A 14074-nucleotide genomic window follows, 5' to 3' on the forward strand; every position below is an offset into this window, starting at 1 on the left:
TTCAAATTTTGAGAGTATCGCTCTATGTTTGTTTCCAATCTCTTATGCTGATCCTTCCGCTCATTTTCCCTGTTCATTTATTCATAAAATAACAGTATAATAATTCGTTGTATAAAGAAATGAGGGTTAAACATGAAACAAACGATTTCACCTGTATTCGATCCATGGGAAGCGTATCTTGATGTGCAGCAAACTGGACAGCTGCAATTGTCTAATGTTGAATTCACGACAACGACGCTTTGTAATATGAGATGCGCACACTGTGCGGTCGGCTATACATTGCAAACGAAAGATCCTGAAGCGCTGCCTTTTGATCTGTTAAAAAAACGGCTCGATGAAGTACCTGCTTTACGGGCCTTAAGCATTACCGGCGGTGAGCCGATGCTGTCAAAGTCTTCTGTGCGCGAATATGTGCTGCCGCTATTGAAATATGCTCATGAGCGGGGGGTTTACACTCAGTTAAACTCTAATTTGACGCTAGAGCTGTCCCGTTACGAAGAAATTGCCCCCTATTTGGACGTTCTCCATATTTCGCATAACTGGGGCACAGTAGAAGAGTTTGTAGAAGTAGGATTTGCCAATATGGGGCGCAAACCTTCATTCCAGCAGCGTGAGGCTTTGTTCCAACGAATGATAGACAACAGTCGTGCATTATCGCGGATGGGCGTAATGGTATCGGCCGAAACGATGTTAAATAAAAGCACGCTCCCTTACCTTGAAAAAATCCATCGGCAAATCGTAGAAGAAATGGAATGTGCCCGGCATGAGGTTCACCCTATGTATCCCAGCGATTTCGCAAGCTCCCTTGAATCGCTTTCTCTTGATGAAATTAGGGAAGCTATCCACCGATTGCTCGATGCTCGTGATCCAAGCGTATGGATGTTATTTGGGACTCTTCCTTTTTACGCTTGTCAGCCAGATGAACAGACGCACCAGCTGCTAAAACGACTGCGCACAGAGAAGAACGTGACAGTGCGCAATGATCCAGACGGCCGCTCTCGTCTAAACGTTAATATTTTTAATGGAGAAATTATCGTGACAGACTTTGGAGACGCTCCGCCTTTAGGCAATATCCAAACGACTGCTTTACAGGAAGCTTATGAAACGTGGAATCAATCACGCCTCGCTTCTGAGCTTAATTGCCATTGTCCGGGGGTCCAATGTCTCGGCCCTAATATCCTGGTGAAAAATGCTTATTATCCGAACGTTGATTTTATGAATAAAACCGCTGTTCTTGCTAAATAAATGTTGATTTATCATAAAGCTTGATTGAAAATCACTCTAAACTCTTGATTTCAATGCATATAAAAAGCCAACGTTTTGAATAAAATTCGATCAAACGTTGGCTTTTCTTTAATTTCAAGAACTGTTTTTTTAAAGAGGTTGATTATTTTGATCCTTCTTATCCCACTATACGAACCCTTCATTAGTTCAATAAAGGAAAAATCACTTTAATGACAGCTCTATATTCTGCAACTATCACACCTTTAGTTTGATAAGGATTCATTCAGTCTAGTTTATTCAACAGAAGTGCAGATTTCAATGTAATGTCCATCCGGATCTGCTACATATGCAGCTGTTAGTCCCCACGGTTTTGTAACAGGTTCTCTTATGATTGTTACACTTTGTCCGCGAAGCTTGTCGATTGCAGATGGCACCTTTTCAACAACAAATCCGATTTCAAAAGTTTGGGTTGGAACAGATGCTTCAGGTGCAATAAGTCATCGTTTGGTTCAAATAATTCATTAAAAAGGATGGAGGTTTGCTTATATACAAGTTGAAATAGCTCAAGATTGAGTTCATTATTTCCTTTGTATTAATAGATATCCCCACCAAGTGAAGAATGAATGTCAATGACCCATTGATAATAGATGCTTTGATGAACAAGTTATCCTTTATACTTTTTTAGTCTTCTCATTAGTGAAGACTGGCTAATGCCTAATGCTTTAGCTGCTTTCCTAGTAGTTTTATGATGATTATACGCTTGTAAGATGACTTCTTTTTCAACCTTGTCCAAGATGTCCTGTAGTGATTCTTCACTAAGATTAAGAGCTAAAAGCGGGTCAATATTTTGCTTCGTGTTTTGCTTATACTTTTCTGGGAGATCGGCTGAAAGAATTTCATCTTGTTTTGCTAAAATCACAAGCTGCTCTACTAAGTTTTCTAATTCTCTTATATTTCCGGGCCATTGATAATTTTGCAGAATTCCAATCACCTCATTTGAGAAAAACCGGGCTCTTTTATGTAAGCCGTTAAACCGCGTTAAATAAAAATGCAAGAGAGGGAAAATATCTTCTTTTCTTTCTCTAAGAGGAATGATGGCAACAGGTAAAATGTTAAGGCGGTAAAATAAATCACTACGAAAGGTTCCTTCAGCTACCATTTCCTCTAAATCAAGGTTTGTCGCTGCAATGATTCGAATGTTTGCCTTTTGGGTTTGAGCAGCTCCTATTGGACGGTATGTTTTATCTTGCAATAGCTGTAAGAGCTTAGATTGCAAAGGAAGCGAAAGCTCGCTAATTTCATCAAGGAACAGCGTGCCGGTTTCAGCAATTTTTACAAGTCCTGCCTTTCCCTGCGTATTTGCCCCTGTAAATGCTCCTTTTTGATAACCAAAAAGTTCAGATTCAATCAATGTTTCTGGAATAGCAGCACAATTCACATAAATAAACGGCCCATTATGCCTTTCGCTTAATTGATGAATTTTTTGGGCGGCTACATTTTTTCCCACCCCTGTTTCTCCCGTGATTAAAACAGTTGTTTCAACACTCGCGACTGTTTCAATAATTTGAGACAGCCGAATGGATGCCGGGCTTTGTTCAATAAAAGGATGCTCCTGTTGAGTGAACAATTGGTGCAAATTTAGTTTTCTAAACTCTTGAATGTAACGGTTAAGAAGGGCATTAATCTCTTCAAACTCAAACTGAGGGGTACTAGAAGCCAATTTGCTCATATCCCTGCCGTGAGCAATCACATATTTGCTCTTCCCCTGTTCATCAAAAATAATATGTCCGGTAGTCATATGCTTTTTCCCGTTCAATAAGGTTTGCACTTTTGTAATCCGCTCTCCTGTTTCGATGACATTTTTAATAACAGACGGTTGAAATACTTTCTCCTTTTCGAGTTCTTTTACATTTTTACCGATAATGTCTATTCCCTCGAAGGATTCTTTACTTGTTTTATTCATCCATAAAGTGGTCCCGTTTTTGTCGGCAATATAAATTGCGTCATCTAAGGAATCAAAAATTTTGAAAAAATCATTTGAATTTATGGAGATATTTTCTTTCTTCATCCATGGTTCTCTCCTTTTTTTAAGAAAAACGAGTCTTTATTGGTTCAAATCCTCACACTCTATTAAATACTTCAAAAAATCGAACCATATATAAATCAGCACCAAGGAAATCGAACCAAATTTGGTTCAATTATATATGAACTTCTTGAAAACTTCTATCAATTTATTTAAATTTACGCACTATTCCAACATGTAAGCGATTGAAAACAGGCACAGAAATTGCAGTATGAAAAATCGAACCGAAATAAAGAAAGGTGAGTAAAAAATGACAACTATTCTTGAACAACTCTCATGCTCTGTTGATCACATGAAAGAAGACATTGTGCACTGGCGGCGTTATTTGCACGAAAATCCTGAATTGTCGTTTCAGGAAGAAAAGACCTCCCAATTTGTGTTCGATACTTTACAGTCCTTTGGCGGTCTAGAGGTCACTCGCCCGACAAAAACAAGTGTAATGGCCCGGTTAATTGGCTTCCGTCCTGGCAAAACACTTGCTCTCCGAGCAGATATGGACGCCTTGCCTCTTCAAGAAGAAACTAGTTATGAGTTTGCCTCCAAAAACCCAGGCATCATGCACGCCTGCGGACATGACGGCCATACAGCCATGCTGCTGGCGTGCGCTAAAATTTTATCCGGTTTGAAGAACCAGATAAAAGGAGAGATTCGTTTCCTATTCCAACATGCTGAAGAGGTACCGCCGGGGGGAGCGATCGAAATGGTCGAAGCTGGTGTGATGGATGGGGTTGACATGGTGATTGGCTTGCATCTTATATCGACAATGGAAGTCGGAACATTGGCCATCAACTCCGGCCCCCTCCATCCCGCTTTAGGTAATTTTGACATTAAAATTCTAGGGAAAGGCGGACACGGTGCCTCTCCGCATGAAACGGTAGACAGTTTAACCATTGCCGCCCAGGTCGTGACGAATCTGCAGCACATTGTATCAAGAAACATTGATCCATTTGAAACGGTTACCTTATCGATTACCAAAATTCATGGGGGCGCTGTCGAGGGAAATACGGCTTACAATGTCATTCCTGATGCACTTGAGCTTGGCGGTACGGTGAGATGCTTTAATGAGGAACTTTTAAACTCCATCCCTGCATTGATGGAACGCATCATAAAAGGAATTACGGATGCACACGGCGCAAGCTATCAATTTTCATACAAACAAGGCTATCATCCCGTTATTAATGATGATCAAATATCTGCCCTTGTCGAGGAAGCACTGATAGAAGCGTTTGGGGCAGAAGCAGTCCATAAAGCGAAACCAAGCATGCCGGGAGAAGATTTCTCTGAATACCTTCAAAAGGCACCTGGCGCTTATTTTTACATTGGCGCTGGAAATGAAGCAAACGGAATCATCTATCCGCATCATCACCCACGGTTTGCCATCGATGAAGATGCCTTAAAAATCGGGGTACAAGCCTTTCTCCATGCGGTATTCAAATTGTTGGATTGATCCATGCACTATATAAATTTTCAAGAGGAGAACATGACATGAAAAACATTCACTTACTAGGCGTTTTGCCATTTATCGGAATGCTTGGCGGACTTCCCTTCGCTAACAGAGAAACACCATACGTTCTCGGAATGCCCTTTCTTCATTTTTGGATTGCTCTGTGGATCGTTCTCACCTTTTTTATTATGTTAACTATCTATAAATTTGATAAAAGCAATATGGATAAGGAAGGTGAAAAGGAATGAATATAGCAACGATTATCATTTTTGCTTTTCTTCTTTTATGTCTTTTTTTAGGAATTCAAGCGAAAAAAGGGAAAGAAATGAATATTGAGCAATGGGCTGTAGGCGGCCGTGGTTTTGGTTACATGTTTGTCTTTATTTTAATGGCCGGCGAAGGATACTCCACTTTTACGATGCTTGGGGCGAGCGGCTGGGCCTACTCAAAAGGCGCCCCTGCCTATTATGTCCTCAGCTATACAGCTCTGGCATTTGCTATTGGCTACTGGCTGCTGCCGCCTATTTGGCGCTATGCGAAAGAACATAACATTGTCTCTCAACCAGACTTCTTTACCTATAAATATAAAAGCAAGTCATTAGGAGTGCTGACTGCTGTCGTAGGCATTATTGCAATGATTCCTTATATTATTATCCAATTCAAAGGATTAGGCATCATTGTGTCTGAAACTTCTTATGGAACCATTTCGCCAGAGCTTTCCGTTATCATTGGAATGATATGCATAACGATTTATGTAATGATATCTGGAATCCACGGTTCTGCCTGGACTGCTGTTATGAAGGACATCCTAGTATTCTTTATTATTGCTTTCCTGGGGATTTATCTTCCCTATCATTATTATGGCGGACTGCAGCCGATGTTCGAAGCCGTAAGCGCAGCCAAACCGGATTTCCTTACTTTCTCCGAGTCAGGATTAAGTATATCTTGGTTTATTTCAACCGTTCTCTTATCAGTTTTTGGCCTTTATATGTGGCCTCATTCACTCGTTCCTGTCTTTTCCGCTAAAAATGAGAAGACATTTAAAAAGAACGCCATTATGATGCCGGCCTACACACTCATGCTGCTGTTTGTTTTCTTTGTTGGCTTTGCTGCCATTCTCAAAGTCCCTGGACTCGTTGGCCCTGAAGGAGATCTCGCTTTGCTGAGAATTTCTGTGCAAACGTTCAGCCCTTGGTTTGTTGGACTGATTGGAGCCGCTGGATTATTAAGCGCTCTAGTCTTAAGCTCAATTTTGCTGATGACAACTTCAACAATTTTAGCCAACAATATCTATAAATTATTTGATCCTAATGCCAGCAGTGTCAAAGTAGGAAAAATAGCGAAGCTCTGCGTTCCGCTCATCTCCTTGATATGTTTATATTTCACCCTGGGAAACAGTAATTCCTTAACCGTACTGTTTCTATCAGGCTTTAGTATCGTCACACAATTATTTCCGGCTTTTTTTGCCAGCTTGTTTAAAAAGAATCCTTTTACAACCCAGGGAACCTTTGTCGGCATTACACTTGGTGTTGGCATCGTTCTGTATACAACCGTCACACAGCAGACAATGGGAACCCTTTTCCCTCACATGCCACAGGTAATTAAAGATTTAAATATTGGTGTTTTAGCATTAGTCATGAATATTATCTCAATGAGCATCATTAGTGCTGTTATGCCCAAACATTCTTCTATTGCTGGACAAGAAAGCAAAGAAAAAGCGGTATAAGAAAAAGCAGGATGTCTCACTTAATAGAGTGGGAATCCTGCTTTTTTCTTATATAAAACATTTCATTAAACCATACAGAGTGGAATCTAATGGTTTTTGTTTTTATCACGATGATTAAGGCATCTCTTATTTTCCTTCCAAATTATCAAGAATCACCGTAATATTCGATTCCATCATCTTAATATAGGAATCTCCCTTTTCTCCAGGCTTGCCGAGAGAATCGGTAAACAATGTGCCGCCAATCGGTATGTCTGTTTCTTTCGCTACCATTTCCATACTGCGGGGATCTACACTTGTTTCTACAAACAAGGAAGACAAGTCTCTTGACTTAATAAGGTCTACTAGTTTTTTCACTTGCTGAGGAGTGCCCTGGTTTTCTGAATTGATTTCCCATATATATCCCGCTTCAAAACCGTAGGCCGCGCAAAAGTATTTAAAAGCTCCTTCACTTGTTACGAGGAAGCGTTTTTCCTTAGAGATTTGATTAAAATCTGCCACTGCTTCTTCGTGGAGCTTCTCTAGTTTGGCAATATATTCTTGTGCATTCTTTTTGTAAAAGCCGGCATTTTCAGGGTCTGCTTGAACAAGGGCATCCCGAGCATTTTTTGCATATTGAATGCCGTTACGAATATCAAGCCAGGCATGGGGATCTTCTTCCCCTTCATGACCTTTTGACGTTAAATGTTTCGGCTCTACCCCTTTACTCAAACGAAATACCGATCCATCTTTCTCTGATTTCCCTGCTGTCTCAATGAGTTTCTCAAACCAGGAATTCCCTGCTTCCAAATTTAATCCATTGTAAAATACAACGTCCGCATCAGTTGTTTTTTGGATGTCGAGCGGAAGAGGATCGTATTCATGCGGATTAGACCCGATAGGTGCCAGACTATGGATATCGATACGGTCGCCACCAATGTTTTTCACAATGTCATATAAAATAGAATAAGTCGTGACGACTTGCAGTTTTCCCTCTTTATCTGGGACTTTCTCTTCCTTTCCGCAACCGGAAAGCATAGCCATTATGAAAAGCCCTATTATAAGTAATTTCAATACATGTTTCATTTCTATTCCCCCTCACTCGTTATATAATGATGCTTTTTGTTTTCTTGTTTTTAGAGCCCGCCACAAGATTCCCTGTTTTGGAGAAAAAGCAAAAGCTAACAGGAACAGGAAGGTTGACACCAAAACGATCGTAGCGCCGGAAGCAAGATTGTAAGTAAAGCTAAAGTATAATCCGATAACAGAGGTTGCTACTCCTAACCCGGCAGAAAGATAAATCATGATCCACAACCGGTTTGTTAACAAGTAAGCAGTGGCAGCCGGTGTAATGAGCATGGCGACTACGAGTACAATCCCAACCGTTTGCAGGGAAGCGACAGTTACCATTGTGAGCAGGGTCATTAAAAAGTAATGAATCACTTTGACTGGCAGTCCATACGCTGCAGACATAATCGGATCAAAAGAAGTAATCAAAAGCTCTTTATAAAACAGATAGATGGAAGCAAGGACGAAAACACCGATTCCAAGTGTCGTCCACATATCTGAAGGGCGCACGGCGAGAACATTGCCAAATAAAATGTGATAAAGATCAGTGCTGCTTTTCATAAAGGTGATGAGGATGATCCCCAGGGCAAAAGCAAAGGTGAACATAATACCAATGGAGATGTCATTTTTAATGCGGCTGTTCTGGCTGACAAAACCGATCCCCATAGCTGTTAGGACCCCGGAAATGACCGCGCCGATAAAAAAGTTGATTCCGAGCATATAGGCGATCGCTACTCCAGGGAGAACCGCATGAGAGATGGCATCCCCCATCAGCGCCATCCCCCTTAAGATGATAAAGCACCCTACTGCCCCGCATATAATACCCACCATGACGGAAGTCAACAATGCTTTTTGCAAGAAGCTGTAATGAAGAACCGCTTCAATAAACCCCATCACATCTCTACCCCCAATTGGTTTAGAAAAGAAAACTGGCCGGAATAAGCTTTAGAGAGCATATCTGCCCGCCATACTTGATCAACGGTTCCGAAGCCAATCAGTTCTTTATTTAACAAAATCAGCTGATCAAAGTAGTCGTTTACTTTACTTAAATCATGATGAACGACGAGGATGGTTTTCCCTTCCTGCTTTAAGTCTTTTAAAATCGCCACAATCGCTTCTTCACTCGCTGCATCGATCCCGACAAACGGTTCATCTAGAAAGAAGATTTGCGCCTTTTGTGCGAGAGCACGTGCTAGAAATACCCGCTGCTGCTGGCCTCCAGAAAGTTCACCAATTTGACGGTTTTTAAAACTTTCCATTCCGACTCTTTGCAAGCAGTGTAACGCCCAGTCTTTGTCTTGCTTCTTTGGCCATTTGAACCAGCCTAACTTTGGATACGCCCCCAGCAGAACGGTGTCCAAAACGGTGATGGGAAAGTCCCAATCGATGTTGCTCCTCTGCGGCACGTAAGCCACCGCTTTTCTTTGTTCCTGAAAGCTTCTCCCGTATACTTGGACGTTTCCTTTATCTTTGGGAATCAAGTTCAACAAAGCTTTTAAAAGAGTAGATTTCCCTGCACCGTTCGGGCCGATGATGCCGACCAAGTTTCCAGGTTTGATCGCAAAGCTGATATCACTGATCGCTTCATTTCCATGATAAGAGACGAATAAATCCTTCACTGTCAGCGCCTCATTCATATCCATTCTCCTTCCGCTGTTTTCTGAATGCAGAATGCAAAAAAAATGATTTCATGCCATTAAGAGTTATTTACTTCCTGCTATTTTGTTTCCTTAGGGCAAAATTTTATTTAAAAAAAAATGATCTTCTTTTATAAGATTACTTTATGCAATGAAGAAAAAAACGACATATGTATACAACCAATATTTTTTCTCTAATACAAAAATTAAAGTATAATCAAACTTCTGTCAATGCTTTTGGCATAGAAAAATACACCATCCTTATTTGTGGATGGTGTATGCAAAAACAATTAAATTTTCCATCTGCTTTTCATAATCCCGGCTTCTCGCAGTGTATCGTACACAATCACGACGGCTGGGCCAACAAAAAAGCCGATAAACCCAAGCAGTTTGAACCCAATAAACAGACTGATCAAAGCGGCCAGAGGGGAAATGCCCATATTGCTTGAAAATACTTTTGGCTCCAAGATTCTCCGTACTACCGTGATGACAATAAACAGGACGATCAAACCGAAGCCAAGAAATTGATTTTCTTGGAAAAAACAAAAGATTGCCCACGGAACGAGCACCGAGCCTGTGCCTAAGATGGGAAGAATATCAACAAAAACAATCAAAATAGATAAAAGCAAAGCGTACGGGACTTTTAAGATAGCAAGTCCAATAAACGCCATCATAAAGGTGACGATGCTTAGGAAGATTTGTGCTTTAATAAAACCAATGCCAGCACGATTCAACTGAGCAGTAATTAAATACAACTTTTCTTTCGTCGTTTCCCTCAAATGCCGTTCTGTTTTAATCCGCAGCCGTGACAGTTCTAAACTAAATAAAAACACGGCAATTAAATAGACTAAAAACTCGATTAAAAATCCCGGTATCGCGGCGGCCAGCCCAAACAGCCACTCAACGATTCCCTGCAGCATACTCGTGACAGACTGCAGCGTGTTTTCGATTGTTTTTTCAAACGATTGGAAAACATCAACCGGCAGTGATTTGAAGTATTGCTGCGATTGGTCAATAAATCCCTTTAATGACTCTTTATAAAAGTCGTTAGCAAAAGGCGGTCCCTTTTCTGCGAGCGTGACGGCCTGATCGATGACGAGCTTCACGATAAACCAGACGAACAAGGCAATAAAAAGCAGATAGAGGATAAAGGTGGCGAGCACGGCCCGAAAGCGCGGCCATTTAAAACGCATCATGAACCACTTGACAGAATTCTCAAGCAGGATCGCCGTAATCAATGCCAGCAGAAATGGCAATGAGTATGGAATTAAATAGATTGTGATGATGATTAAAGCGGCTGTAATGATCCATCTTTTTATCATTGGTTTATCTACTGCTCCTTACTTCAATGACTCCTTACGTGTAGTTACTATAATAAACCATTTCTTTGGGAAAAGTCACTTTTTAAGCTAGCCGCAAAGTGTTTTTATAAAGATTGGCCCGTGACAAACTAAGAGAATAAGTGATAATATGAACTATTATTTCAAGTATACAAAGAGGTGGAAAACCATGAATAAAAGAGTAGAGAAAGCAACATTTGCAGGCGGCTGCTTCTGGTGTATGGTCAAACCGTTTGATCAATGGGACGGTGTGTACGAAGTCATTTCCGGCTATACGGGCGGCCATACGATAAATCCAACATACGAGCAGGTAAAAAGCGGAACGACCGGTCACTTAGAGGCTGTACAAATTACATATGACCCTGCTGTTATTTCCTATCAAACAATGTTGGATTTGTATTGGCCGCAAATTGATCCGACAGATGACGGCGGCCAGTTCCAGGACCGCGGCGACTCCTATCGGACGGCGATCTTTTATCATACACCAGCGCAGCAGGAGCTGGCGGAAGCCTCCAAGAGAGAGATTGAGGAAAGTGAAAAGTTTCAAAAACCAATTGTGACCCGCATCTTGCCGGCTGCCCCATTCTATCCAGCAGAGGATTATCATCAAGACTTCTATAAAAAGAATCCTGATGAATACAAAGCAGACCGCCAGAAATCAGGTCGGGATGAGTTTATTCAAGAACACTGGACAGAAGAAGATAGCAAGCAGTAAAACAGGATGATATGATAGAGGCAGCACAACAATAGGGAGATTGAAATACGAATGGGTACAAACCTTGCAAAATACGAAAAAGTGATGAATTACATTAAAAAAGCGATCTCAAGCGGCGATTGGCCGATCGGCAGTAAAATTCCGAGTCAGCGCAAACTGGCCGATCTGCTGTCGGTTAACCGCTCTACGATTGTTACCGCGCTTGAAGAGCTAAAAGCAGAGGGATTAATTGAAGGTGTGATGGGAAAAGGCACTATGGTTGTAAATAATACGTGGACCTTGCTTGCAGCAAGCCCCCCTTCCTGGGACGAATCCGCGCCGCTGTCTTTCCCTAAATCAGTGCCTTCCCCCGTTTTGGAAACAGATGAAATAAAAGCACCAGACCATTTAATTGAACTAAGCAAGGGCGAACTCGCACAGGATATTTTTCCAAAGGATAATATGCAGCAAGTCATGATGCGGCTTGCTCAAAGCCTGGAGCCCTTCGGATACGAGGAACCAAAAGGGTATCTTCCGCTAAGGCAGGCAATCAGTGATTATATGAAAAAACAAGGAACCAATGTTTCCCCCGATTCGATTTTAATTGTCTCCGGAGCGATTCAAGGATTGCAATTAATCGCTGCTGGCCTTTTGCATAAAGGATCGACCGTCTTTCTGGAAAAGCCGTCTTATCTGTATTCCCTTCATATTTTTCAGTCGGCCGGCATGAACTTATCCGGCTTGCCGATGGATGAAGAAGGATTGCAGTCCGCCCCTCTTGCTAAAAAGGCGATGGACGGTCCCTCTTCGATTCTGTATACGATCCCCTGTTTCCATAATCCGACCGGCATCTTAATGTCGGAAGCACGCCGAAAAGAGCTGCTCGATATTTGTGCGGAAAAGCGGCTTCCAATTATTGAAGATGATATTTACCGTGAGCTTTGGATCGACAACCCGCCTCCGCCTACACTGCAGTCACTCGACTCAAACGGCCATGTGCTGTACATTGGGAGCTTTTCAAAAACCCTCACGCCTGGCCTTCGCATCGGCTGGATTGCAGGAGCAGAACCAGTCATTGACCGGTTAGCGGAAATGAAAAAACAAACGGACTATGGCTCCAGTTCCCTCTCCCAGCTTGTAGCAGCCGAATGGATTTCGAGCGGTCTGTACGAGCAGCACTTGTCTTTCGTTCGTGAAGAATTAAAGAAACGGCGCACTGCTGCCCTAAACGTGTTAAATCAATATATGAGCGATCTTGCCGAATGGGACGTTCCGGCCGGCGGCTTCTTAATTTGGCTGCGAATGAAAAAGAATGTGCAATTAAAGGATATTCATCAAAAAGCGTATAAAGCAGGAATTTCATTGAACATGGGCAGCATTTACACAGAAGAGTCTGTTCAAGCCATTCGACTTTCCTACGGTTACGCTTCCATTGAAGAGTTTGAACAAGGCATTATAAAATTACGGGAAATCATCCTTGAGGACAACTAACATAAGATTGATTGAAAAATTAGGTGATAATAATGGATTTTAAAATACACTACTTATCCTTCTTTTTGATCCGGGTAGATGATAAAGAAGAAAACAAACGGGCCCAGCACTTTCGCACCCTCAATGAGGAAGAATATGAAAGCAGCCCGCTGAAAGACTTTCTTGACGGCGAATTTACTAAGATCGTAAAACGCAAGGCCGAACGCCATCCAAAAGCAGAACAAGTGCCGACAAAAATCGGCTTTTTCACAGCAGAACCGGGCCATGACTTAACGTCAAACCCGAACTATAACCTATTCGCTAAAGCCCGGGCTGCTTTTTCACTGTTAGAATTTCAAGAAGCAAGTGAACAGTTTGCCTCGCTTTACACACAAACAAGTGCTGCACGCGGCGGTGTATTCATTGTGGCTAAAGCACAATTAAGAAAATATTTTGATGATCCCTTTGTTTTTGTTTTAAAATGTGACTTTGAGCCAAAAGTAGCTTCCATTTCGGATGCCTCCTCCCTTATCGAGCATGTAGAACTGGCAATTACAACAAAAAACATGAAATCGATTCAGTACCCCTACATGCCCGAAGAAGGGATGATTGAAGAAGGCGAACTAAAAATTCATCAGGCTTCCCACGCCCGTTACTTTGAGGATTTCTTAAAATACGTTGGCTACGAACAATCGATGCCTGAAATCGTCAAAACGCAAGTGATGGACTTCGTGCGGGAAACGGTCATTGAAGACTTGGAAGATGAAAGTCCTGAACGTGCGCAGTTTGAAGAAGCGATGGAAATTTGGGCAGAGAGCCCGAAACGAGAGCTACAGGAGCGGTTTTCAACGGAAGAGATCGTGGAAGCCGCAAGCCGCATGGTGGAGCATACACCTGAATTAGAACTGAAGATGAAGCTCGACCATATGGGTGTTAAAGCCATGCTGTCAGACTTTGGAGAATCGGTTCATTTGGCTAAAATCGGCGACCGCTATGTCGTTCTGATGGAAGCTGATTCGGTTGTGTTTGAAAAAGGCTTCTCGCCGATTGAGTTTCATAAGCCTGAGGACTTGGATGAGGTCGTTGAGAAGATTCGGGAGAAGCATGGAAGCTTTTCGAGGTGATACGTGTGAGCGCTATTTCTATTAGAAAAGAGGGTTATTCAAGCATCTGCAACCGTTTATGTGATTAAAGTTTATGTTCTAAACATGTTGGTAAGGGATTCCTTTAATTAAATATACTTAAAATATTAAATTAAAAAGACAGTGAGTCTATCTTTGCTTACTGTCTTTTCTGATTTTCATAGCTATTTAACTTTGGAGATAGTAGGAGTAAACTCGCCTCAAAAACTTCAATTCATTCTTTAGAAAAAGAATAAAAATTTTTACATGAAGGACTTTATTCAAAAGAGT

Annotated in this window: 13 protein-coding genes; 7 read left to right on the forward strand and 6 right to left on the reverse strand. The window is 41.6% G+C overall.

Going from position 1 to position 14074, the window contains the following annotated elements; genetic code table 11:
• The first annotated feature begins 132 nt into the window (after positions 1-132).
• Positions 133-1245: a radical SAM/CxCxxxxC motif protein YfkAB gene (gene yfkAB / locus AC623_RS09815; protein ID WP_049662263.1), complete on the forward strand. Its 1113-nt coding sequence runs from the start codon at positions 133-135 to the stop codon at positions 1243-1245.
• A 272-nt stretch (positions 1246-1517) separates the two neighbouring features.
• Here the strand turns inward: yfkAB and AC623_RS21050 are convergent, their stop codons facing one another.
• Positions 1518-1718, reverse strand: coding sequence for a VOC family protein (locus tag AC623_RS21050; protein ID WP_156187123.1), 201 nt, complete (start codon positions 1716-1718; stop codon positions 1518-1520).
• Positions 1719-1888: 170 nt separating this feature from the next.
• A complete protein-coding gene (locus AC623_RS09820; protein ID WP_049662264.1) occupies positions 1889-3292 on the reverse strand; it encodes a sigma-54 interaction domain-containing protein in 1404 nt (467 codons plus the stop codon).
• Between the two features lie 265 nt (positions 3293-3557).
• On the opposite strand from AC623_RS09820, the gene AC623_RS09825 reads away from it, so the two are divergent.
• The 3 genes from AC623_RS09825 to AC623_RS09835 are packed head-to-tail and all read left to right on the forward strand — an operon-like array spanning position 3558 to position 6477.
• A complete protein-coding gene (locus AC623_RS09825; RefSeq protein WP_049662265.1) occupies positions 3558-4754 on the forward strand; it encodes an amidohydrolase in 1197 nt (398 codons plus the stop codon).
• 38 nt (positions 4755-4792) lie between these two features.
• Complete coding sequence (locus AC623_RS09830) at positions 4793-4999, forward strand: DUF3311 domain-containing protein (RefSeq protein ID WP_049662266.1); 207 nt, start codon at positions 4793-4795, stop codon at positions 4997-4999.
• On the forward strand, positions 4996-6477 hold the full coding sequence (locus AC623_RS09835; RefSeq protein WP_049662267.1) for a sodium:solute symporter family protein: 1482 nt from the start codon (positions 4996-4998) through the stop codon (positions 6475-6477). Before AC623_RS09830 ends, AC623_RS09835 begins: the two co-directional genes overlap by 4 nt.
• A 126-nt stretch (positions 6478-6603) precedes the next feature.
• On the opposite strand, the gene AC623_RS09840 is transcribed toward AC623_RS09835, so the two are convergent.
• The 4 genes from AC623_RS09840 to ytvI all read right to left on the reverse strand — a co-directional run bounded on the left by AC623_RS09840 (position 6604) and on the right by ytvI (position 10480).
• The gene (locus tag AC623_RS09840; protein ID WP_049662268.1) at positions 6604-7539 is read right to left on the reverse strand and encodes a metal ABC transporter substrate-binding protein; all 936 of its coding nucleotides are present in this window, start codon (positions 7537-7539) and stop codon (positions 6604-6606) included.
• 12 nt (positions 7540-7551) lie between these two features.
• A complete protein-coding gene (locus AC623_RS09845) occupies positions 7552-8415 on the reverse strand; it encodes a metal ABC transporter permease (RefSeq protein WP_049662269.1) in 864 nt (287 codons plus the stop codon).
• Positions 8415-9158, reverse strand: coding sequence for a metal ABC transporter ATP-binding protein (locus AC623_RS09850; RefSeq protein ID WP_049662270.1), 744 nt, complete (start codon positions 9156-9158; stop codon positions 8415-8417). The genes AC623_RS09845 and AC623_RS09850 overlap by 1 nt, the downstream gene beginning before the upstream one ends.
• A gap of 290 nt (positions 9159-9448) precedes the next feature.
• Entirely contained in the window at positions 9449-10480 is a 1032-nt protein-coding gene (gene ytvI / locus AC623_RS09855; RefSeq protein WP_049662271.1) for a sporulation integral membrane protein YtvI, read from the reverse strand.
• Between the two features lie 187 nt (positions 10481-10667).
• Between ytvI and msrA the strand changes: the two genes are divergently transcribed.
• Genes msrA through AC623_RS09870 form a run of 3 tightly spaced genes read left to right on the forward strand, consistent with a single transcriptional unit; the run spans position 10668 to position 13786 of the window.
• Positions 10668-11213 carry a peptide-methionine (S)-S-oxide reductase MsrA gene (gene msrA / locus AC623_RS09860; protein WP_049662272.1) on the forward strand — a complete coding sequence of 182 codons (546 nt, stop codon included), beginning with the start codon at positions 10668-10670 and terminating at the stop codon, positions 11211-11213.
• Between the two features lie 51 nt (positions 11214-11264).
• Positions 11265-12683, forward strand: a complete 1419-nt coding sequence (gene pdxR, locus AC623_RS09865; RefSeq protein WP_049662273.1) for a MocR-like pyridoxine biosynthesis transcription factor PdxR — start codon at positions 11265-11267, stop codon at positions 12681-12683.
• A gap of 32 nt (positions 12684-12715) precedes the next feature.
• Positions 12716-13786: a DUF3900 domain-containing protein gene (locus tag AC623_RS09870; RefSeq protein ID WP_049662274.1), complete on the forward strand. Its 1071-nt coding sequence runs from the start codon at positions 12716-12718 to the stop codon at positions 13784-13786.
• Positions 13787-14074: the final 288 nt, after the last annotated feature.

Origin of the sequence: Bacillus sp. FJAT-27231 (assembly GCF_001183975.1) — a bacterium.
GTDB lineage: Bacteria > Bacillota > Bacilli > Bacillales > Domibacillaceae > Pseudobacillus > Pseudobacillus wudalianchiensis.

Coding starts and splice junctions, on each gene's coding strand:
- yfkAB (WP_049662263.1), top strand. CDS start 133: ATGAAACAAACGATTTCACCTGTATTCGATCCATGGGAAGCGTATCTT.
- AC623_RS09820 (WP_049662264.1), bottom strand. CDS start 3,292: ATGAAGAAAGAAAATATCTCCATAAATTCAAATGATTTTTTCAAAATT.
- AC623_RS09825 (WP_049662265.1), top strand. CDS start 3,558: ATGACAACTATTCTTGAACAACTCTCATGCTCTGTTGATCACATGAAA.
- AC623_RS09830 (WP_049662266.1), top strand. CDS start 4,793: ATGAAAAACATTCACTTACTAGGCGTTTTGCCATTTATCGGAATGCTT.
- AC623_RS09835 (WP_049662267.1), top strand. CDS start 4,996: ATGAATATAGCAACGATTATCATTTTTGCTTTTCTTCTTTTATGTCTT.
- AC623_RS09840 (WP_049662268.1), bottom strand. CDS start 7,539: ATGAAACATGTATTGAAATTACTTATAATAGGGCTTTTCATAATGGCT.
- AC623_RS09845 (WP_049662269.1), bottom strand. CDS start 8,415: ATGGGGTTTATTGAAGCGGTTCTTCATTACAGCTTCTTGCAAAAAGCA.
- AC623_RS09850 (WP_049662270.1), bottom strand. CDS start 9,158: ATGAATGAGGCGCTGACAGTGAAGGATTTATTCGTCTCTTATCATGGA.
- ytvI (WP_049662271.1), bottom strand. CDS start 10,480: ATGATAAAAAGATGGATCATTACAGCCGCTTTAATCATCATCACAATC.
- msrA (WP_049662272.1), top strand. CDS start 10,668: ATGAATAAAAGAGTAGAGAAAGCAACATTTGCAGGCGGCTGCTTCTGG.
- pdxR (WP_049662273.1), top strand. CDS start 11,265: ATGGGTACAAACCTTGCAAAATACGAAAAAGTGATGAATTACATTAAA.
- AC623_RS09870 (WP_049662274.1), top strand. CDS start 12,716: ATGGATTTTAAAATACACTACTTATCCTTCTTTTTGATCCGGGTAGAT.